Source organism: Hyphomicrobium sp. CS1GBMeth3 (assembly GCF_900117455.1).
Classification (GTDB): domain Bacteria; phylum Pseudomonadota; class Alphaproteobacteria; order Rhizobiales; family Hyphomicrobiaceae; genus Hyphomicrobium_C.
The window spans coordinates 1,011,301-1,029,497 of sequence record NZ_FPHO01000003.1 but is presented as its reverse complement, the minus strand read 5'-3'; the positions used below and the strand labels follow the sequence as shown (position 1 = coordinate 1,029,497).

Annotated in this window: 21 protein-coding genes and 1 tRNA gene; 11 read left to right on the top strand and 11 right to left on the bottom strand. The window is 63.2% G+C overall.

Going from position 1 to position 18,197, the window contains the following annotated elements:
* The first annotated feature begins 252 nt into the window (after positions 1–252).
* From CS1GBM3_RS12135 to CS1GBM3_RS12125, 3 genes are read left to right on the top strand one after another with little or no spacing between them, the layout of a single operon-like run.
* A complete protein-coding gene (locus tag CS1GBM3_RS12135) occupies positions 253–750 on the top strand; it encodes an Arm DNA-binding domain-containing protein (protein ID WP_072395608.1) in 498 nt (165 codons plus the stop codon).
* Positions 680–1,456: a hypothetical protein gene (locus tag CS1GBM3_RS12130; protein WP_171946488.1), complete on the top strand. Its 777-nt coding sequence runs from the start codon at positions 680–682 to the stop codon at positions 1,454–1,456. The genes CS1GBM3_RS12135 and CS1GBM3_RS12130 overlap by 71 nt, the downstream gene beginning before the upstream one ends.
* 48 nt (positions 1,457–1,504) lie before the next feature.
* A complete protein-coding gene (locus CS1GBM3_RS12125) occupies positions 1,505–2,062 on the top strand; it encodes a hypothetical protein (protein ID WP_072395606.1) in 558 nt (185 codons plus the stop codon).
* Positions 2,063–2,089: 27 nt separating this feature from the next.
* Here the strand turns inward: CS1GBM3_RS12125 and CS1GBM3_RS12120 are convergent, their stop codons facing one another.
* A complete protein-coding gene (locus CS1GBM3_RS12120) occupies positions 2,090–2,551 on the bottom strand; it encodes a hypothetical protein (protein WP_171946487.1) in 462 nt (153 codons plus the stop codon).
* A 158-nt stretch (positions 2,552–2,709) separates the two neighbouring features.
* On the opposite strand from CS1GBM3_RS12120, the gene CS1GBM3_RS12115 reads away from it, so the two are divergent.
* Entirely contained in the window at positions 2,710–3,540 is an 831-nt protein-coding gene (locus CS1GBM3_RS12115; RefSeq protein WP_072395602.1) for a type IV toxin-antitoxin system AbiEi family antitoxin, read from the top strand.
* Entirely contained in the window at positions 3,527–4,525 is a 999-nt protein-coding gene (locus CS1GBM3_RS12110; protein WP_072395600.1) for a nucleotidyl transferase AbiEii/AbiGii toxin family protein, read from the top strand. Before CS1GBM3_RS12115 ends, CS1GBM3_RS12110 begins: the two co-directional genes overlap by 14 nt.
* Positions 4,526–4,659: 134 nt before the next feature.
* Here CS1GBM3_RS12110 and CS1GBM3_RS12105 read toward each other — a convergent pair.
* Positions 4,660–4,735, bottom strand: a tRNA-Ala gene (locus tag CS1GBM3_RS12105).
* Positions 4,736–4,969: 234 nt separating this feature from the next.
* Here CS1GBM3_RS12105 and CS1GBM3_RS12100 point away from each other — a divergent pair.
* The 3 genes from CS1GBM3_RS12100 to folD are packed head-to-tail and all read left to right on the top strand — an operon-like array spanning position 4,970 to position 6,518.
* A complete protein-coding gene (locus tag CS1GBM3_RS12100; RefSeq protein WP_072395598.1) occupies positions 4,970–5,260 on the top strand; it encodes a YggT family protein in 291 nt (96 codons plus the stop codon).
* Entirely contained in the window at positions 5,257–5,604 is a 348-nt protein-coding gene (locus CS1GBM3_RS12095; RefSeq protein ID WP_072395596.1) for a DUF167 domain-containing protein, read from the top strand. Before CS1GBM3_RS12100 ends, CS1GBM3_RS12095 begins: the two co-directional genes overlap by 4 nt.
* A 38-nt stretch (positions 5,605–5,642) precedes the next feature.
* Positions 5,643–6,518 (top strand): bifunctional methylenetetrahydrofolate dehydrogenase/methenyltetrahydrofolate cyclohydrolase FolD, encoded by an 876-nt coding sequence (folD, locus tag CS1GBM3_RS12090; protein ID WP_072395594.1) that lies wholly within the window; start codon positions 5,643–5,645, stop codon positions 6,516–6,518.
* 55 nt (positions 6,519–6,573) lie between these two features.
* Here folD and CS1GBM3_RS12085 read toward each other — a convergent pair whose 3' ends face one another.
* Positions 6,574–8,100 (bottom strand): YifB family Mg chelatase-like AAA ATPase, encoded by a 1,527-nt coding sequence (locus tag CS1GBM3_RS12085; RefSeq protein ID WP_072395592.1) that lies wholly within the window; start codon positions 8,098–8,100, stop codon positions 6,574–6,576.
* Positions 8,101–8,243: 143 nt separating this feature from the next.
* On the opposite strand from CS1GBM3_RS12085, the gene CS1GBM3_RS12080 reads away from it, so the two are divergent.
* The 3 genes from CS1GBM3_RS12080 to CS1GBM3_RS12070 all read left to right on the top strand — a co-directional run bounded on the left by CS1GBM3_RS12080 (position 8,244) and on the right by CS1GBM3_RS12070 (position 10,623).
* Entirely contained in the window at positions 8,244–8,681 is a 438-nt protein-coding gene (locus CS1GBM3_RS12080) for a VOC family protein (RefSeq protein ID WP_072397452.1), read from the top strand.
* 4 nt (positions 8,682–8,685) lie between these two features.
* Positions 8,686–9,174, top strand: a complete 489-nt coding sequence (locus CS1GBM3_RS12075) for a GNAT family N-acetyltransferase (RefSeq protein WP_072395590.1) — start codon at positions 8,686–8,688, stop codon at positions 9,172–9,174.
* Positions 9,175–9,255: 81 nt separating this feature from the next.
* Entirely contained in the window at positions 9,256–10,623 is a 1,368-nt protein-coding gene (locus CS1GBM3_RS12070; protein WP_210186216.1) for an MFS transporter, read from the top strand.
* A 40-nt stretch (positions 10,624–10,663) separates the two neighbouring features.
* On the opposite strand, the gene CS1GBM3_RS12065 is transcribed toward CS1GBM3_RS12070, so the two are convergent.
* The 8 genes from CS1GBM3_RS12065 to rsmI all read right to left on the bottom strand — a co-directional run bounded on the left by CS1GBM3_RS12065 (position 10,664) and on the right by rsmI (position 17,888).
* Positions 10,664–12,388: a SulP family inorganic anion transporter gene (locus CS1GBM3_RS12065; RefSeq protein WP_072395586.1), complete on the bottom strand. Its 1,725-nt coding sequence runs from the start codon at positions 12,386–12,388 to the stop codon at positions 10,664–10,666.
* A gap of 234 nt (positions 12,389–12,622) precedes the next feature.
* A complete protein-coding gene (gene gshB / locus CS1GBM3_RS12060) occupies positions 12,623–13,576 on the bottom strand; it encodes a glutathione synthase (RefSeq protein WP_072395584.1) in 954 nt (317 codons plus the stop codon).
* A 135-nt stretch (positions 13,577–13,711) separates the two neighbouring features.
* Positions 13,712–14,467: a bestrophin-like domain gene (locus CS1GBM3_RS12055; RefSeq protein ID WP_072395582.1), complete on the bottom strand. Its 756-nt coding sequence runs from the start codon at positions 14,465–14,467 to the stop codon at positions 13,712–13,714.
* Positions 14,468–14,530: 63 nt separating this feature from the next.
* Entirely contained in the window at positions 14,531–14,914 is a 384-nt protein-coding gene (locus CS1GBM3_RS12050; RefSeq protein WP_139247903.1) for a hypothetical protein, read from the bottom strand.
* 140 nt (positions 14,915–15,054) lie between these two features.
* Positions 15,055–15,714: a pyridoxamine 5'-phosphate oxidase family protein gene (locus tag CS1GBM3_RS12045; protein ID WP_072395579.1), complete on the bottom strand. Its 660-nt coding sequence runs from the start codon at positions 15,712–15,714 to the stop codon at positions 15,055–15,057.
* Positions 15,715–15,882: 168 nt separating this feature from the next.
* The gene (locus tag CS1GBM3_RS12040) at positions 15,883–16,428 is read right to left on the bottom strand and encodes an SRPBCC family protein (protein ID WP_244534638.1); all 546 of its coding nucleotides are present in this window, start codon (positions 16,426–16,428) and stop codon (positions 15,883–15,885) included.
* A gap of 143 nt (positions 16,429–16,571) precedes the next feature.
* Positions 16,572–16,955, bottom strand: coding sequence for a YraN family protein (locus CS1GBM3_RS12035; protein ID WP_072395575.1), 384 nt, complete (start codon positions 16,953–16,955; stop codon positions 16,572–16,574).
* Positions 16,956–16,961: 6 nt separating this feature from the next.
* Positions 16,962–17,888: a 16S rRNA (cytidine(1402)-2'-O)-methyltransferase gene (gene rsmI, locus CS1GBM3_RS12030; RefSeq protein ID WP_072395573.1), complete on the bottom strand. Its 927-nt coding sequence runs from the start codon at positions 17,886–17,888 to the stop codon at positions 16,962–16,964.
* Positions 17,889–18,197: the final 309 nt, after the last annotated feature.

Sequence of the window (18,197 nt, the reverse complement as noted above, 5' to 3'; positions counted from 1 at the left end):
TGGATGGTCGTGTAAGGTATTGATTTAATTGGTGGAGCCGAGGGGAATCGAACCCCTGACCTCTGCAGTGCGATTGGGTCCAGAGGGGTTTTTGGGCGTTCCGGCATGTGCTGGCAGGTTCAGCATAAGATGCTGATATGGCGAAATAATTTGAAGTCTAGGCCGGCATCTGGCATAACCCCGCAACACCGCAAGCAACCGTTTGGTGTGTGCCCGGTGTGTGTCCGTGTGTGCCCGTTCTGGATAGCGCAGATGCCGACTCTCAAAGCCAATCACCGCCAGATCCTGGCCGCCAAACCCATCGACGGAAAACGCACCCGGTACCGCATCGAGGGCGTCGACGGGCTGTGGCTGCATGTCGGTCCCTCCGGCCGCCGCACCTGGTACGTGCGCTATCAACCAGGCGGACGGAATGGCCGCGTGTTCAGGCAGTACACGATCGGCGATCCCAGGACCGTCAGCCTGGCCAAGGCCATCAAGGCCGCCCACAACATCGTCAATGCGGTCAAGGTCGACGACCGCGATCCTGTGGTCGAGCGCAAGGCCAAAGCGCAGGAAGCCATGACCTTCGGCGACGTGTTCGAGGACTGGCACAAGCGCCATGCCAAACCGAAGCTTGCCCGGCATGAGACGGACCGCGCCTACTACCGCAATCACATCGAGCCTGAAGCACAGGGCCGTGCAGCGCAAACAATGGTTCGACCGAAAGGAGATCGTCGAGCGCATGCGCTCGATGCGCGGACAACTTGACGCCGAGCTGAAGATCGCACGTCAGGCGAGCTGGGCCCGCCAGTCGCAGGAGCGCGACGAGCTTGACGGGCGCACGCAAGCCGCCATCGATCATGCGCGCGGCCATGTCTCGGAGCGGTTCAGACCGCAATGGCGGGATCTATACCGGGCACAGAAGAAAGAGGAGCGGCATGTCGGCCGCATCGCCGACCGCATGCTGGATCGCGCGGCCTTCGTCTATGCGCAGCGCGAGCGCTTGGGCAAAGGTTCGCCTCTCACCATGCGGCAGATGGTGCGGCTCATCCGCTCCGGCGATGCTTTGGCAAAGCGTCTGAGTCAGGTTCACGAGCAGGAAAGGCGCAGCCTGGCACGCAGCCAGAAGGCAGAGACGAAGGTGCTGACCGACCGGATCTGGGAAATCCACCGCGCGCGCTTCGAGACGCTGCGAGAACGGCAGGCAGCCGAACGGCAGGCTGAGCGCGAACAGCAGCAGGCCGAGCGCAAGGGCATATCCTTCGCCATGGCGAAGGCGTCACTTATGATCGAGCAGGAAGATGCGCCACCTCCCCCGCCGGAGCCGCGGCCGATCAAGCGCGATCCGGAGAACGCCCCGCTGCGGCAGCGCTTCGGTGATTCCGCAAAGCCTTCGCGCGCCGAGCAGATCAGGCGCGACATGGAGCAATGGCGCAAGAAGAACGACGGCCGCGATTTTGGGCGGGAAATCTGACCTGTGATTCCTTGTCCGTTTGCCCAGTGACGTCTTACAAAGACTCTCATGCACCGGCTGACGCGCATCCTCACGCGTGCCACACGCGATATCGCTCCGGAGTATTTCCGGCTCAACATCGACGGCGGCGATCCGGTGTATCGCGAGCGCGTCTATTGCTACGAACTCTATCACCGCATGCGCATTCGGTGGCCGCATGACACCGACTACCGGCTCAACGGTGAGATCGACAAGGCCGCACACCCGATCCTGATGCAGTTGGGTGCAGCGCACGCCAAGCCGGACTTCCTCGTGCATCGTCCCGGACATATGGCAGGCAACCACGCCATCATCGAGGTGAAGACGTTTCGAGCCGGGAACGCCGAGATCCGTAGCGATCTCGAAAAGCTGGCCCTGTTCCTGAACGTTGTCGGGTATCAGCGCGCCATCTATCTCGTCTTCGGCGAAGGTGCAGATCTGCAGGTCCTCAACAGAATCGCCAACGTCGCCAATCAAATTCCCAATCTTCCACCCGTTGAAGTGTGGTTACACCAGGAAGCCGGCACGGCCGCCCGGTGCGCAGCCACACTGCAGGCCGAGCCTGTAGCGCTCGATGCGATCGGCTGAAGGCCGGCTCTGCATCCAGCCGGTGGGCTAACAGAGCGGTTGAGCCTCCAGTTCGATCTCGCGCACAGCGAAATCGATAACCTTGTCGACAACGCCGTTGGCGATGCGCACGGACGCATCCGTCATGTGTTTGATGTCCGCAGAAAAGAAGAGTGACATGACCCGCTGCCGTTCGCTCGCGTCGATCGTGCCAATCTTTTCAAACGTCCCTGGCAGGTATTCGGCCTCGAACGAGAGACATGGGTAGACCTCGCCGGTGACGTCCTTTCCGTCACGGTCGATGATCCTACCCGCTTCGCTCTGGCCGAAATACAGCGGAACCAGCGCGGATATCTCCGGCACACGCGCGGCCAGTTCGAAAGCCTGCCGTTCGGATTCAAAAACGGCCGAACAATGCGCCTGATCGGCGTCCTGCCGTCGCCGGTAGACCTTGCGGATTCGTCCAAGCTTCCGGTCGAGGAAGATCAGGCCGTAGGCGCCTTCCGTCATGTATTCGTAATCGGTCTCGGCGATCCGCAGGCCGCGGCTGGCATTGGCGAAGGTCATGGCGATGGTTCACGTTATTTGCGTTTTATGTACTTATGGTACACTATTTCGCGTTTGCTGAAACTAGACGGCTGGTTCATTAGTATGCTATAAAGTGTACCATGGGTACACAAAAAGGCTCGAAGCTGAACTGGCTGGCAAAGCACCTTCCCGAGGGGATGCCCGTCGATTCCGCCTGGCTTAGCAGCCACGGCTATACCGCCAATCTGCTGCGCAAGTACGAAGCGTCCGGATGGCTTGTTCAGCCGACACGGCGCGTTTATCTCCGTCCACGCGGTCCCCTCGCGTGGCAACAGATAGTCGTTTCATTGCAGACGCTCCTTGCGCGCGATCTTGGAGTCGGCGGCCGCACCGCGCTCGAACTCCAGGGCTACGCCCATTACCTGCAGCAGGGTACGCCGACTGTCTATCTCTACGGTCCCGACAAGCCGCCGACCTGGCTCACGGATCTTCCGACCGACGCCAGCTTCGCCTATCGCAACGCCGGCAGGCTGTTTCACAAGCATCGCGTCTCGACGGCTCCGCACAGCCTGGAGGCCGGCCCCCCATCGGATAAGCAGCAGGCCGGCACGATCGTTCAGCCCTGGGGGCCATGGAACTGGCCGCTTGTCCTTTCAAGCCCGGAGCGCGCCATCCTCGAATTGCTCGACGAACTGCCCGACCATGAAAGCTTCCACCAGGCGGACATGCTGATGGAGGGATTAAGCACGCTGAGCCCCCGCCGCCTCCAGACACTGCTCGCCGACTGCAAAAGCGTGAAGGTCAAGCGGCTGTTCTTCTTCTTCGCCGACCGCCACAAGCATTCCTGGCTCCGGCACCTCGATCGCGGTGCCGTCGATCTCGGCAAGGGCAAACGGATGCTTGTCAAAGGAGGACGATTCGATCCCAAATACCTGATGACTGTCCCCGGGGATCTTGATGGCGTTCAATGATGTCTATCTGCGCCAGGTAAATTTGCTGCTTCGCGCCATTCCCTTCATCGCGCGCGAGGAGTCGTTCGCCCTCAAGGGCGGCACCGCCATCAACCTGTTCGTCCGGGATCTGCCACGACTTTCTGTCGATATCGACCTCACCTATCTGCCGGTTCTTAACCGCAGCCGCTCGCTTGGCGCCATCGACAAGGCGATGAAGCGCGTGGCGGAGCGTGTTGAGAAAGGCATTCGCGGCTCGCGCATCACCACCTCCGTAACGGAAGGGGCGATCACCAAACTGTTCATCCGTGAACGGGGCGTGCAGATCACGGTCGAGGTGACGCCGGTCTTGCGCGGCTGTGCCTACGAACCCGAGCTGCGCAATGTCAGCCAAGCGGTCGAGGATCGCTTCGGCTTCGCGGAAATCCAGGTGCTTTCGTTCCCTGATCTCTATGCCGGCAAGATCGTGGCCGCGCTCGACCGCCAGCACCCGCGCGATCTGTTCGATGTTCGCGCCCTGCTGGCCAATGAAGGCATCAGCGACGAGCTGCGCGCCGCCTTCATCGTCTACCTGCTCAGCCATACCCGGCCGATGGCCGAAGTTTTGGCCGCGAGGCCCAAGGACATTACCTCTGCCTTCGCCAACAGCTTCGATGGCATGACCGAGGAGCCGGTTGCGCTTGAGGATCTCCTGCGGGCGCGCACCGACATCGTGGATGCCATAGTCGGCAACATGCCTGAGGCGCATCGCAGGTTTCTGGTCAGCTTCGAAGCGGGCGAACCGGATTGGCCGCTCTTGCCGATACCCAAGGTGGACAGGCTGCCAGCGGTGAAGTGGCGGCAGCAGAACCTCGCCACGCTCAGCCGAAACAAGCGCATTGATCTGGTCGCGCAGCTTGAAGCCGTGCTCGGTCAACAGCCGCGACCGGCGCAATGGACTCTGCTTCCGGAGCCAAGTTCGCCACCGCGCAAGAAGCGTGGGCGCGCACGCAAGACGCGCTCATAGCCGCGATACGGCACACACGCAGTGACGAACTTGCCGACACATCGCGACAACATGCGACGCCGCATCCGTGTGTGCCCGGTGTGTGCCCGCCAAATCCAGCGAAACGAGATGATGGGATAACGTCTTGATTTAATTGGTGGAGCCGAGGGGAATCGAACCCCTGACCTCTGCAGTGCGATTGCAGCGCTCTCCCATCTGAGCTACGGCCCCGAGCCATGGGACATCATGGGACTTGGGACGGCGCAGCCGAGCCCAAGGTTCGGGCATTTACCGTCCGGCTCTCGAGCTTGTCAAGAAATCGCCAGCAGGTCGCCCGCTGGTTGATCGAGGCCGTTTTCATGTCGCGCGACTGTGGGGCTGGAGCCGTGATGGCTTGCCGCCCTGGGTCTCAGCAGCTACACGTCGGAGCTAGCTTTTCCGACGCACCTAAGGATTGGGCGCCCAATGATCGAGCTGCTCGGCTTCATCAGTTATCTCCTCACGCTCTATGTCTATGTCATCCTGGCTTCGGTGATCCTGAGCTGGCTCATGGCGTTCGGCGTAGTGAACCCTTACAACCGGTTCGTCAGCGCGCTGGCGCAGGCTCTTGCGGCGGTGACCGAGCCCGTGCTGAGGCCGATTCGCAATGCTCTGCCTGATTTCGGTGGCATCGACTTTTCGCCTCTGGTGCTGCTGCTCGGCATTTTCTTCATCCAGAGCGTAGTGCTGCCGAACATCGCCAAGCTCTTCCTGTGACGGCGTTTGCCGGGAGGTCGGACCCCTCGGCGCTGCCGTGGCGGCATGGTGGCGCGTGCGTCATCGTGCGCGTGCGGATCACGCCGAAATCGTCCAAAGATGCCGTCGATGGCGTTGAGGACACGGTTGAGGGGCCTGCCCTCAAGGCCCGCGTGCGCGCGGTGCCCGCGGAGGGGGAGGCCAACGCCGCTCTCATCAAGCTTCTGGCTGGTTGGCTCGGCGTGTCGCAAGGCAGTGTGCGGCTCGTCAAGGGTGGAAAATCGCGCGTGAAATCGGTCGAGATCGCCGGCGACGCAAAGGAGATCGAGGCTCGGTTGGCCGGCAGGCTGGCCGAACTTGAGTGACGCAAAAAACGAGTGTGAAAAAAAGAGGAGGGAGGCCCATGGCGGCCCAGATCATTGATGGCAAGGCGATCGCGGCCGATGTCCGCAAGCAGGTGGCGGTCGACGTCAAAGCGCTCCAGGCGAGCCATGGCCTGACGCCGGGTCTCGCGGTTGTTCTCGTTGGAGAAGATCCTGCGAGCAAGGTCTACGTCAAGAACAAGGCCGCGCAGACCGTCGAAGTCGGCATGCAGTCGTTCGAATACAAGCTGGCGGACACGACCAGCGAGAGCGAGATCCTGGCGCTGGTGCAGCGCCTCAATGCCAATCCGAACGTCAACGGCATCCTCGTGCAGTTGCCGCTGCCGAAGCACGTCAACGCCGAGAAGGTGCTCAACTCGATCCACCCGGACAAGGACGTCGATGGTTTCCACCCGACCAACGTTGGCCGTCTTTGGATCGGCGAGCGGGCGCTCGTACCGTGCACGCCCACAGGATCGGCCATTCTTGCCAAGACGGTGGCCAAGGACCTCAAGGGTCTGAATGCTGTCGTCATCGGTCGCTCGAACATCGTGGGCAAGCCGATGGCCGCATTGCTTCTGCGCGAGAGCTGCACGGTGACGATCGCGCATTCCAAGACCAAGGACCTTCCGGCTGTGTGCCGTGGTGCCGATCTCCTGGTTGCGGCCGTCGGCATTCCCGAGATGGTCAAGCGCGATTGGATCAAGCCGGGCGCTATCGTTATCGATGTCGGCATCAACCGCGTGCCGGGTGAAAACGGCAAGACTAAGCTCGTCGGCGACGTTGCTTATGACGAATGCGCTGAGGTCGCGGGCGCGATCACGCCGGTGCCGGGTGGTGTCGGGCCGATGACCATCGCATGCCTGCTGCAGAACACCATCGTTGCGGCGAAGATTCAAAAGGGCATCAAGGATTAGACGCCCGGAATAGCTGCTGGAAAGTGGGCCGTGGGTGCATGCTGCGGCCCACTTTTCATACGGCGGGCTGGCTGCGCAGTGTCTCGCCGCGGTAGGATAGCGCTTCCGCCACGTGTATGCGGCCGACACTATCCGTGCCATCAAGGTCAGCGAGCGTGCGTGCAACACGCAGCGTGCGATGATACCCCCGCGCAGAGAGCTTCAGTGTGTCGGCGGCCTGACGGATTAGTGCCAGGCCGGCGTCGTCCGGCTGGGCGAATTTTTCCAGGGCGTGCCCCGTGCATTCGGCATTGGTGCGGAGGCTCGTTGCGCCATAGGCCTTGAAGCGCTCGCGCTGGAGGCTGCGGGCCGCGCTGACGCGGGTGCGAACCTCGGCGCTACCTTCCTTCGGAGGCGGCAGCACGAGATCGGATGCCGATACGGCCGGGACCTCGATCTGGAGATCGATGCGGTCCAATAGCGGGCCCGAGATGCGGGCTTGATAATCGGCCGCGCAGCGAGGGCCGCGCTTGCAGGTCTGCCCTGGGCCGCCGCCGCATCGGCAGGGGTTCATCGCCGCGATGAGCTGCAGGCGAGCAGGGTAGGCGATGCGATGGTTGGCGCGCGCGATGACGAGCTCCCCGGTTTCGAGCGGTTGGCGCAGGGCATCGAGCACGGCCGGCTGGAACTCGGGCAGCTCGTCGAGGAACAGCACGCCGAGATGGGCGAGGCTTGCTTCGCCGGGGCGCGGGCGCGTGCCACCTCCGACCAGCGCCGCCATGCTCGCCGAATGATGCGGTGCGCGAAACGGGCGCTCGGTGCACAGCTTGCCCCCCATCAGCTCACCGGCGAGGCTGTGCACCATCGAGACCTCGAGCATCTCCTCCGGCGTCAGTGACGGCAGGATCGAGGGCAGGCGTGCGGCGAGCATGGACTTACCTGAGCCGGGAGGACCGATCATCAGGAGGTTGTGGCCGCCGGCGGCCGCGACCTCGAGCGTGCGCTTGGCGCTTTCCTGGCCGCGCACGTCGCGGAGGTCAGGTAGTGTCGTTGTCTCTCGCGACAGCGCTGGCTTCGGTCTGCTCAGCGTTTGCAAGCCTTTGAAATGATTAACGAGCGATAGGAGGTGCGGCGCCGCGAGGATATCCACGTCCTCGCCGGCCCAGGCGGCCTCGGGGCCGCATTCGGCGGGGCAGATCAGGCCCTTGGCAAGTGCGTTGGCGCCGATTGCGGCCGGGAGGGCGCCTGGGATCGGGCGTATCGAGCCGTCGAGGGCAAGCTCGCCGACGGCGGCGTAGCGCTCGATGGCATCCGGGGCGATGGCCTCCATCGCGACCATAAGAGCGAGCACGATGGCAAGGTCGAAATGGCTGCCTTCCTTCGGTAGATCGGCGGGTGCGAGGTTGACCGTGATGTGCTTGTACGGCAGCCCGAGGCCCACGGCGTGCAGCGCGTTGCGTACGCGTTCGCGGCTTTCGGCAACGGCCTTGTCGGGTAGGCCCACGATGGCGAAGGCTTGTTGGCCGGGCGAGATTCGCACCTGGACCTCGACTGGGCGCGCCTCGACGCCTACGAATGCGACCGTTGCGATGGTGCCGTACATCGCGTCCCCCTACTCATGATCCGTAGGAGGAACGTCCCGAGCGCCGGAAATCCGTCGCGCGAGCGTGTCAGGAGAATGGTCACACTCGATTTGCTTATTTTATGATCATGGCACACCCGCCAGGAGCCGCAGGGAGTTTCGATATGACCGACAATTTCACGGGCAGCCGACTGATCTCTTGCCTCGGCTACAAGGACGCCGACGCCGCCCTGGAGTGGCTCGTTCGTGCATTCGGCTTCGAGGCGCGCGCGGTCTATCGGAACGAAGCCGGTAAGGTCGTGCACGCCGAGCTGACCTTTGTGAACGGCATGATCATGCTCGGGCCAGATGGTGGCGGCGAATTTGGGAAAATGGTCATGACGTTGCCTGAGCGCGCGGGCGGGCGGTGCACGCAGTCGATCTACGTCATCGTCGACAATGTGGATTCGCATTTCGCACGCGCCTCGGCCGCGGGTGCCGAGACCGTGATCGCGCCGCGCGGCGAAAGCTATGGAGGGTGCAGCTATTCCGTGCGCGACCCCGAAGGGCATACCTGGAGCTTCGGCAGCTATGATCCCTGGGCGCACCCCCCGATCGGCTGATCGCATGCCAATCCGACCTTATCGCGAGACTGACGCCGAAGCGCTGTGGCGTCTCCTCGAGCCTGTGATCCGAGCCGGTGAGACGTATGCGCTGCCGCACGATATGTCCCGGGAGGCCGCGCTTCAGTATTGGACCGGGGCTGATCGCGAGACCTTTGTTGCTGAGATGAATGGGGAGATTGCCGGTACCTATTATCTCAAAGCCAATCAGGCCGGTGGAGGGGCACATGTTGCCAACTGCGGCTATGTGACCGGCGCTACGTTCGCAGGCCGCGGTGTCGCCCGGGCGATGTGCTTGCATTCGCTCGACCGCGCTCGTGAGCGTGGGTTTCGGGCTATGCAGTTCAATCTGGTCGTCAGCACGAACACGCGGGCCGTTCGGCTGTGGCAGAGCCTAGGGTTCGAGATTGTGGGGCGCCTGCCGGCTGCTTTCGCTCATCCGACGCTTGGCGATGTCGATGCGCTGGTGATGTATCGTCTGTTGCGTCTCTGATGGAATCGGCGCCGAGGGCGAGTGCGCCATCGCGTGATTTTTATCGATACGGCGTGTTGAACTATCTGATCCTCCGAGTGTTTGAACGGCAGGGCCAGCTTACCCGAAATCAATCGGGTACGGTGCTTCGCATCGGTTAGAGGTTGTTATCGGGAACGGATCGCGTTGAATCGGGGGGTATCGACACCCTTTTCGCTCCTAGGCGCTATTGCGCCCGTGTCTGCGCTTCTCGTCAGCGTGGCGGTTTTGCTTGCGGGCAACGGCCTTCAAATCACACTGATCCCGGTCCGGGCAAATCTAGAGAATTTCATTCCTCTCGAAATCGGCCTGCTCGGCACCGCCTATTTCGTCGGCTTCACGGCGGGCTGCGTGCATGGGCCGATACTTGTGCGGCGGGCCGGGCATATCCGAGCTTTTCTCGCAATGACATCGCTCGCGTCGGCGGTGCCGATCTTGCACGCGATGGAGGTCGATCCCGTGCTCTGGTGGGTGTTGCGCGCCTTCTCCGGTTATTGCTTTGCCGTGCTCTACATCGTGATCGAAAGCTGGCTCAACGCGAAGGCGGACAATCAATCAAGGGGCGCCGTATTTTCCGTTTATATCATGATCAATCTGACGGTGCTCACGGCCGGCCAGATGATGATCGGGCTTGCACAGCCGAGTTCCTTTGCCTTGTTCGGGCTGGCGTCAATTCTCGTGTCTATCGCTGCGATTCCCGTTGCGTTCACTGCGGCGTCGACGCCTACGCCCGCTGAGTTCGTTCGACCACGGCTCTTTCGGCTTTACGGTATCTCGCCGGTCGGGGTCGGAGGGTGCTTCGCCGTCGGCCTTGCAAACGGGTCTTTCTGGACACTCGGTCCGGTTTTCGCCCAGAACCTCGGCATGGATGTCGTGAATGTCGGACTTTATATGAGTGCTGTCGTTCTCGGCGGGGCGCTCGGGCAGTGGCCGCTTGGGGTGATCTCCGATCGCATGGATCGACGCATCGTCATGCTCGTTGCTGCTGCCATTGCAATCGCGGCGGCGGTTGCAACCGTGCTCATTCCCGCAGCTGACCATACTGCAATCATGGCTGCGGGCGTATTCTTCGGTTTCGGCTCGTTTCCGCTCTATCCGCTGGCGGTCGCCCACGCCAACGACGTCGCGGAGCCGCACGACTATGTCGAGGTGTCGAGCGGGCTGCTCTTGATCTACAGTGTGGGCGCGGCGGCGGGGCCGTTGCTCCCGTCCGTCTGGAAGCAATACGCTGGTATGCCCACGCTGTACATGTTCACGGCTGGGGTCCACATCGTCCTTATTGCCTACGTCGTGGAGCGTATGCGCCGCCGCCCCGAAATTGCAGAGGACCGCGTGGTCTTCACCGATGCCGCCATTGCCGCGCAAACCGTGACGAATTTCGACCCACTGAGCGCCTCAGTGAGTGAGGCCGAGGATCCGCCCGCCGCGTGATGGTGCGGTGGAACAGCGGGCAGGCTAGGTTCAAGCGTGCTTACGGCGCTGACCTCGGAGCGGACTCGACCTGCGCCATCTTTAGTGCCTCTATGACCGACGGAGTGTAAGCGACGAGGGGCGGGCGCAGGCCGGCACGCGCGAGCGTACGACGTACGGAGCGGCGTGCCGCGGCGAAATACACGTGCGTCCCGGCACGCTCTAGTTTGCGGGCGAAGCCTTCGAGGGATTTTGCCGCTGTACTGTCCACGAGCGGTACATCCGAAAAATCGAGGATGAATACGCGCGGACGTTCGCCGATACGGTCCAAGGCGCTGTGGACGGAGGCTGTCGCTGCGAAAAAGAAGGCGCCCGAGATGCGGTAGACGACGACATCGCTGCCGTATTGCGCGGGCTCGTAGCCGGTGCGCTCGGCGCCGGTTGCGTCTGCCTCATCCTCGGCAACGAGATGACTGCCGGTCGCGACTTCCACGTTCTCGGCCATGCGGTGCATGAAGAGGAAGGCGCCGAGAGTCACGCCAACGGCAATGGCGATGGTGAGATCCTCGAAGATCGTGAGCAGGAACGTGACCATGAGCACGGTCGCGTCGCCCCACGAGGCTCGTAGCAGACCCGCGAACTCTTCCTTCTCCGCCATGTTCCAGGCCACGACGACAAGCACGCCGCCGAGGCTCGCGAGCGGCACGTAGGCTGCGAGCGGCGCGGCCACGAGCAGGAAGAGCAGCAGATAAACCGCGTGCAGCATCCCCGAAACGGGACTGATGGCACCGGCGCGCACGTTGGTCGCGGTGCGGGCAATGGTGCCGGTTGCGCACATGCCGCCGAAGGTGACTGAGGCGACGTTGGCCACGCCTTGGGCCACCAGCTCGCAGTTCGATCGGTGCTTGCGGCCGCTCATGCCGTCGGCGACGACGGCCGAGAGCAGGCTTTCGATGGCACCCAGCAAGGCGATGGCAAGCGCGTCCGGGAACACGGCGCGGACCTTGGCCAGATCGAACTCCGGCAATGATGGCAGCGGCAGCGTGCGGGGGACGTCGCCGAAGCGCGAACCGATGGTGGCGACGTCGAGCCCAACAGCCGCGACGAAGGCCGCCGTTCCGGTGACGGCAATCAGCATGCCGGGCCACCGCGGACGGAAGCGCCGCAGGCCTACGATGATCGCGACGGAGCCGATTGAAACCGCGAGAGCCGCTGGGTTTATGGTGCCAAGCGCGTCCCATATTGCGGCGAGCTTCGGCGCCAGCGCGGACGGCTCCTTGGTCATGTCGAGGCCGAGAAGCTCCTTGAGCTGGCTGGCCAGAATGATAACGGCGATGCCCGCCGTGAAGCCGATCGTAACCGGGAGGGGGATGTATTTGACGTAGGTGCCGAGCCTTAGGAATCCGGCCGCCGTCATCATCAGCCCGGCCATGGCGGTTGCCAGCACGAGGCCGTCGTAGCCGTGGCGCTCGACGATGGCGGCGATCAGCACGATGAAAGCGCCTGCGGGTCCCCCGATCTGGAATCGGCTACCGCCGAGCGCAGAGATCAGGAAGCCGCCGATGATGGCCGTGTACAGTCCCTTTTCGGGCGACAGCCCCGAGGCGACCGCGATGGCCATCGCGAGCGGCAGCGCGACGATGGCGACGGTCAGGCCGGCAAAGGCGTCGGCCGTGAAATCGCGGGCGCGGTAGCCCTCCCGGAGCAGTGTGACGAGCTTTGGCGTGAACAGCTCGCGGAACGTCGGCGGCAGGGGTTTCAGGGGATTGTGCGCGGGCACATCCATTCACTCCGTCTCCTTTGACAAGGAGCGGCGGGATCGTCGGCGTAGGTGAGACCGAGGAGGCGCTTCTGGCGTGCGGCGAGAGGCGGATCCCTGTCGGATCGTCGGCGGTCACCGTCGCAAGTTTGCGGTGGCTTGCGCTCTTCTACACCGGTTCGCGGCCGGCGAGGCGAGGTCCTATCGTCGCTCGCGCCGCCCGCCGACGGATAAAAATCTGACGCAGATCAGTTTTTCGCCCTATGCCGCCTTCGCGGCGACCTTGGCTTCGATGGCATCCCAGATCAGGGCCGCGATGTCGGGGCCGCCGAAGGCTTTCACCTGGCGGATGCCGGTCGGCGAGGTGACGTTGATCTCGGTCAGGTAGCCGCCGATGACGTCGATGCCGGTGAACAGCAGGCCGCGTCGCTTCAGCTCCGGGCCCAAGCGGGTGCAGATCTCGCGCTCGCGGTCGGTCAGCTCCGTCTTCGCGGCGGTACCGCCGACGTGCAGGTTGGAGCGTGTCTCGCCCTCGGCCGGCACGCGGTTGATGGCGCCAGCGATCTCGCCGTCGACGAGGATGATGCGCTTGTCGCCTTCGCGCACCTCTGGGCGGTATTCCTGCACCATGAAGGGCTCGCGGAAGACGGTCTGGAACAACTCCACCAGCGCGCCGAGGTTGGTGTCCTCGGGGCGGATGCGGAAGACGCTGGCGCCGCCGTTGCCGTAGAGCGGCTTCAGGATGATGTCCTTGTGGGTGCGGCGGAAGGCCAGCACGTCGTCGAGCGATCGCGTGACCAGCGTCGCTGGCATCAGGTCGAGAAAGTCGAGGACGAAGATTTTTTCGGGGGCGTTGCGCACGTGCGCCGGGTTGTTGACCACCAGCGTCCTGGGGTGGATGCGCTCGAGCAGGTGTGTGGTCGTGATGTAGGCCATGTCGAACGGCGGGTCCTGGCGCAAGAGCACCACGTCCCAGTCGGCGAGGTTCTCCCGGCTGTGGCGGCCCAAGCGATAATGGTCGCCGACCTTGTCGATCACGCTCAGTGCGTGACCGGCGGCGATCAGGTCGCGGCCGTCGAGGGCCAGGTTCTGAGGTGTGTAGTAGAAGCTCTCGTGCCCGCGCCGCTCGGCCTCGAGCAGGATCGCGAACGTGCTGTCGCCGCGGATGTCGATCCGCTCGATGGGGTCCATCTGGAAGGCTACGCGCAGGGGCATGTGGGGCTCTCGAAAATGGCAACCGCGCTGAGGCTTAGCACGAGACGGGTGAAGAGTAGCAAGCGACTATGCCGTCGTTTCTTTCCCCTGCTACCCTCATTGCTCTCCTGCGGTCAGATTACTGCTGTCCGGCCCCTACCTTCCAAGCCTCTCGAGTGCCCTGCCGAGGGGTTCAGTCGAGATGGAAATAGGCCCTTCGAGCGAATTGTTCATCTCGAGCATGAGGTAAATGGCGGCCGACAGCGACACGGCGCAAAAAAGCATGAGCGACAACACCGTGACATTGGGTGGCGCGAAGAGGCCATGGGAGAAAAAGATCAGGGCCAGCCAGAACACCAGCACCACGAGGAACGGCATGGGCATCGTGCTGTCCAGGTCGTCGAGCAGGAACCAACGTGCCTCGGCGATGTCACTGCTCACGGCGAGGGCGCGGTCTTTGAGCCAACGCTGTGCATCGGTGGTCGGTTGAAAGCCCCGAATCTCGTCCTGGATGGCTTCAATGGCAACGAACGTCGCCTCGCTGCCATGATCGGCGGGGAGCGCTTTCGGATTGAGCGCGGCAAGCTTCCTCTGCACCGCCTCGCGCAGATGCCCGCGCGCCGGCCCGGCGTCGGGTCCGTAATGGGCCAGCACGCGGTCGAGAAGAACGACCTTTGCGGATGCGTGCCTGAATTCCGTGTCCTTCGTGTCGAACGAGGTCTTGGCGGAATAGATGAGGAGGCCGAGCACGACGGCCGCAAGCAGCGCCATGATGCCCATAATGGCATGAATGGTCTCCTTGGAAGCTCCGGTCAGATGTCCCGTCGGAAGGAGGCGAGCCGCGAGGACGGCCAAGAGCGTGGCGCCGAACGTACATGCGAGGACGAAGGCGGAGACCAAGAGCGGTGACATCTTCGCGACCTCTATCTCGTGCCGAGAGGGTTGCGAGACAATCATAGGATGAGCGAGGGGGTGCTACCAGCGCGGCCCGATATAAGGTGGATCATAGCGCGCGTCCGCGCAGCGGTCGCCGTTCCAGTAGCGGTACTTGCCGCAGCTCGAAGGGGGCGGTGGGAGCGCGATCCAGCCGTAAACCGGTGGCTCGTAGACGACGACCGGCGGCGGCTCGTAGCGGTAAACGCGCACCCGTGGGGGAGGTGGCAGGTAATATTCCGGCGGGTAGTAGAAGTCGTCCTTGTAGCCGCGGTACCAGCGCCTGCCGACATCGATCCGCAGCGTGTCGGAGTTTGAGACGGTCGCTGCGGCCGACAACGGGGCGGCGGTCAGGCTGCCTGCATTCGAGACGATGACCGTAGCGGTCAACAGGCCGTATACGGCGAAGCGGGACATCCCACGCATGATCGAACTCCATGACCCGACGCGAAGGATCATAGCGGGCTCGCCAACCAGAGTCCTTGCTGGCGCAACCGGTGCGCCGCACAAGTGCTTGTTAATATTGACGGTCCGTGACTGGCGCGGGTTAAGCGAGGTGACGGCGGTCAGGCTTTCTCGTCGCCCGTCGCAACGCGGCCCATCCATTCCTCCTCGGTAATGGTGCCTGCTTTCTCTACGGCCGCCAGCTCGTGCGGGCGCAGAATGTCCTGCAGGCCATCGATCCGCTTCCATTCGCAGAGCGGCGTTGCGGCGTCGACGCGCGGCACGTAGCGGGAGGCCGCCTCCTTGCGGTAGCGGTGCACGTAGCGCGGGCAATTCATCCAGACGTCCGAGATGGTGACTTTGACGACAAGCTCGGCTTCCTGGAACAGGTCCATCAGGGGGCCATCCTTCACCAGCTCGCCGCGGCCCTGCAGGCGCAGTCGAAACGGTTTTTCGAAATCGATGAAGAGGCAGCCGATCTCGGGATTAGAGGCGATGTTGCCGACGGAATAGTACATGCCGTTGCCGTCGTAGCTCGGAAAGGCGAGCGTCCTGGAGTCGAGCGCGCGCACAAAGCCGGGGTCGCCGCCTTTGTAGGAAACCGTGGGCCGCCCGTTGTGGTCGACCGACGACAGGAAGAACATGTCCCGGCTTTCGATGAAGGCGCGCGCCATGTCGTCAAGCTCGGACTTGGCCGCGATCAGCTCGATGCGGTCGGCCATCGCGCGGCTTTCGAAGTGATTCTGCAACTCACGATGCTGGGGGCCATAAAGTCGGCTCATCCGGTTTCCTCCTCCATATCTTCGTTCTTGTTCTGCTGTTGCAGCTTTGACGGCTGCATTCGCGACGCGCGAGCGGCTATTCTAGGGGCCATTAGATCGAAGGGCACGGTCCGGATTCGGAACCGTGCCCATTATTTTGAAGCTCAACCGTGCCGGCTTGCGCCGATCCTACTTCTTGTCGTCGTCATCGTCGTCCGAGTTGCCGTATTTTGCCTCGATGGCGTCGATGCCGTCCTTGAAGATGCCGTCGATGACCTTGCGGGCTTCCTTGGCGTCGGTGCCGTCGGCCGGATCGTAGGTGGCGCTCCAGCCGACGTTGATTTCGTCGAGGTCGTCATCATCGGGCGTGACCGAGAACTGCGCCTCGTAATTCTTCACCGGCAGGGGACTCTCGATGATCTCGTAGCGGTAGCTCGTGCTGCCGGTATCGACGAGCTTCTCCTTGATCTTGCCGCCGTCCTTGAGCGTCAGGGTTCGGAAGGTGTCGTCACCCTCCTTGCTCTCCTCGCATTTCTCGACGACAGGGTGCCATTCCGAGATCGCGCACCATCCCCCGACTTTGGCCCAGAGCGCCCGGCGCTCTTCCTCGGTCTTTGTCTCGTCGACGTTGATCTCGAGCTTCTTGGCCGAGACGAGGCTCGCGGCTGATGCCGTCCCGGCTCCTACCATCAAAGCCCCGGTGGCCAGCATCAGGCCAGCAGTCCAATTTCTCATAGTGTGTTTCCTCCACGTGCCTCGTTCGGGTTTCACATGGTCCCCATGTAACACTGTAGCGTATAATTCATCACGGGTGCGGACGGGAAGTCCTGGCAATCACACATGTTCGTGTGCAGCCCCTAGGGGACTTTTCGGAAGCTCTAGAGGGCGTTGGGGAGGTATTGCGGCCAGCGGCGCCCGATCAGGAACAGGATGTCGAAGCCCAATTCGTGGGCCTGATAGCGCGGATTACGGGCGAGCCAGAGATCGGCGGCGCGGCGAATGCGGGCGCGTTGGGTTGGGTTAATTGCGGCCTCCGCCGCCTCGCGCGTTGCACGGCGCTTGACTTCCACGAACGCCAGGCGTCGGCCCCGCACGGCAATAAGATCGATCTCGCCAAGCGGGGTCTTGGCGCGCCGTGCCAGAATGCGGTAGCCGCGCAGTGAGAGCGCGACGGCGGCGATCCATTCCGCGCGTCTGCCGTCGCGGTTACGGGCACGACGCTCCGCCTCCCAGTCGCTCGGTGAGGTCGGGCGCTTTGGCATCAGAGTTCAGCTCTCGGCGCGACGCTTCAAGGCGAGGGCCACGTCATAGACCCGGGCCTTGGGGACGTTCAGCGTTTCCGCCACGACGCGGGAGGCGTCGCGCAGGCTCAGTTTTTCGAGTGCGGGTGCGAGTTCAATCTCGATCATCGTATCGTCGACCTCGGCGGGCTGTGGCGGGCCGACCACGATCACGATCTCGCCTTTCGGCGGCTCGGTCGCAAGGGCGTCGGCCAGATCGGGGAGACGACCGCGGCGGACCTCCTCGTGCAGCTTCGTCAGCTCACGGGCCACGGCCGCTTCACGTTTTCCGAGCACGGTGGCGAGATCGGTCAGTGTTGCGGCGGCCCGCGTCGGGGCTTCGAAAAAAATCAGCGTGCCGGGGACGGCGGCGAGTTCCGCAAGGCGAGACCTTCGCGCGCCTTCCTTGGCCGGCAGGAAGCCCGCGAAAAAAAAGGCGTCCGTCGGCAAGCCGGCGACGGTCAGTGCCGTCAGCGTGGCCGAGGGACCAGGGATGGCCGTCACTTGATGACCGAGCGCGCAACATTCTCGCACGAGCTTGAAACCAGGGTCGGAGACGAGCGGCGTGCCCGCGTCGCTGATCAGCGCTACGGCCCGGTCGTCGGCCAACTCTCGCAGAATGCGCGGCCGCTGCTCGTCGGCGTTATGCTCATGATAGGGCCTTAGCGGCACGTGGATCGCGTAGTGCGAGAGAAGCGTGCGGCTGTGGCGCGTGTCCTCGCAGTAAATCACATCGGCGTTCGCCAGCGTGGCGATGGCGCGCACTGTCATATCGGCCAGATGACCAATGGGCGTTGCGACGAGGTAGAGCCCCGGGGCCAGCGGCAGGCGGAGCTGACGCTCGATCTCCGAGGCGACGCGACCGGTGATGGCTGACGCGTCAGGCTGTCGGGTCTCGGAAGACTCCTTGCTCATATCTCGGCCTCTTGTGGGGGAGCTGGCGCGCCAGGGCGGGCGGGGGCGCCCCGGTGCGGAGCTTCTCTTTCACTCCATGCCCTGGTGAAAATCCAGGAGATATTGATCGGGCCTCCATATTTCACTTCACCCTCGCGGGGGGACCTTGTTACCAATCTCATGATGACGAGGGCCCGGGGCCGCAAGCCCATTTAGTGTGCGTGTCTCTAATCTGCTCATGGGGCTTTCCGCGTGACGACCTATTCGTGCCGGCTGCAAGGGGCCGCTGAAATGGTCAAAACCGGGCTTGCGCGGATGACGCAACGCGTC

Coding starts and splice junctions, on each gene's coding strand:
- CS1GBM3_RS12135 (WP_072395608.1), top strand. CDS start 253: ATGCCGACTCTCAAAGCCAATCACCGCCAGATCCTGGCCGCCAAACCC.
- CS1GBM3_RS12125 (WP_072395606.1), top strand. CDS start 1,505: ATGCACCGGCTGACGCGCATCCTCACGCGTGCCACACGCGATATCGCT.
- CS1GBM3_RS12120 (WP_171946487.1), bottom strand. CDS start 2,551: ATGACGGAAGGCGCCTACGGCCTGATCTTCCTCGACCGGAAGCTTGGA.
- CS1GBM3_RS12115 (WP_072395602.1), top strand. CDS start 2,710: ATGGGTACACAAAAAGGCTCGAAGCTGAACTGGCTGGCAAAGCACCTT.
- CS1GBM3_RS12110 (WP_072395600.1), top strand. CDS start 3,527: ATGGCGTTCAATGATGTCTATCTGCGCCAGGTAAATTTGCTGCTTCGC.
- CS1GBM3_RS12100 (WP_072395598.1), top strand. CDS start 4,970: ATGATCGAGCTGCTCGGCTTCATCAGTTATCTCCTCACGCTCTATGTC.
- folD (WP_072395594.1), top strand. CDS start 5,643: ATGGCGGCCCAGATCATTGATGGCAAGGCGATCGCGGCCGATGTCCGC.
- CS1GBM3_RS12085 (WP_072395592.1), bottom strand. CDS start 8,100: ATGTACGGCACCATCGCAACGGTCGCATTCGTAGGCGTCGAGGCGCGC.
- CS1GBM3_RS12080 (WP_072397452.1), top strand. CDS start 8,244: ATGACCGACAATTTCACGGGCAGCCGACTGATCTCTTGCCTCGGCTAC.
- CS1GBM3_RS12075 (WP_072395590.1), top strand. CDS start 8,686: ATGCCAATCCGACCTTATCGCGAGACTGACGCCGAAGCGCTGTGGCGT.
- CS1GBM3_RS12065 (WP_072395586.1), bottom strand. CDS start 12,388: ATGGATGTGCCCGCGCACAATCCCCTGAAACCCCTGCCGCCGACGTTC.
- gshB (WP_072395584.1), bottom strand. CDS start 13,576: ATGCCCCTGCGCGTAGCCTTCCAGATGGACCCCATCGAGCGGATCGAC.
- CS1GBM3_RS12055 (WP_072395582.1), bottom strand. CDS start 14,467: ATGTCACCGCTCTTGGTCTCCGCCTTCGTCCTCGCATGTACGTTCGGC.
- CS1GBM3_RS12050 (WP_139247903.1), bottom strand. CDS start 14,914: ATGCGTGGGATGTCCCGCTTCGCCGTATACGGCCTGTTGACCGCTACG.
- CS1GBM3_RS12045 (WP_072395579.1), bottom strand. CDS start 15,714: ATGAGCCGACTTTATGGCCCCCAGCATCGTGAGTTGCAGAATCACTTC.
- CS1GBM3_RS12040 (WP_244534638.1), bottom strand. CDS start 16,428: ATGAGAAATTGGACTGCTGGCCTGATGCTGGCCACCGGGGCTTTGATG.
- CS1GBM3_RS12035 (WP_072395575.1), bottom strand. CDS start 16,955: ATGCCAAAGCGCCCGACCTCACCGAGCGACTGGGAGGCGGAGCGTCGT.
- rsmI (WP_072395573.1), bottom strand. CDS start 17,888: ATGAGCAAGGAGTCTTCCGAGACCCGACAGCCTGACGCGTCAGCCATC.